We start from the raw sequence: 634 nt of genomic DNA, 5'->3' as shown, positions 1-634 counted from the left end.
AGCCGCGGTAATACGTAGGGGGCAAGCGTTGTCCGGAATTATTGGGCGTAAAGCGCGCGCAGGCGGTCTTTTAAGTTCGGTGTTTAAACCCAGGGCTCAACCTTGGGTCGCACTGGAAACTGGGAGACTGGAGTGTAGGAGAGGAAAGTGGAATTCCACGTGTAGCGGTGAAATGCGTAGAGATGTGGAGGAACACCAGTGGCGAAGGCGACTTTCTGGCCTATAACTGACGCTGAGGCGCGAAAGCGTGGGGAGCAAACAGGATTAGATACCCTGGTAGTCCACGCCGTAAACGATGCATGCTAGGTGTTAGGGGTTTCGATACCCTTGGTGCCGAAGTAAACACATTAAGCATGCCGCCTGGGGAGTACGCTCGCAAGAGTGAAACTCAAAGGAATTNGCCCTCCTTCGGGACATCCAAGACAGGTGGTGCATGGTTGTCGTCAGCTCGTGTCGTGAGATGTTGGGTTAAGTCCCGCAACGAGCGCAACCCTTGATCTTAGTTGCCAGCATTGAGTTGGGCACTCTAGGATGACTGCCGGTGACAAACCGGAGGAAGGTGGGGATGACGTCAAATCATCATGCCCCTTATGACCTGGGCTACACACGTACTACAATGGCCGGTACAACGGGC

1 rRNA gene is annotated in these 634 nt (G+C 54.2%); it reads left to right on the top strand.

Going from position 1 to position 634, the window contains the following annotated elements:
* Nucleotides 1–634 (top strand): 16S ribosomal RNA (locus DQG23_RS41650); the annotation flags it as partial.

The organism is Paenibacillus contaminans (genome assembly GCF_003285015.1).
GTDB lineage: Bacteria > Bacillota > Bacilli > Paenibacillales > NBRC-103111 > Paenibacillus_V > Paenibacillus_V contaminans.
This window is presented reverse-complemented; position numbering and strand designations above follow the sequence as displayed.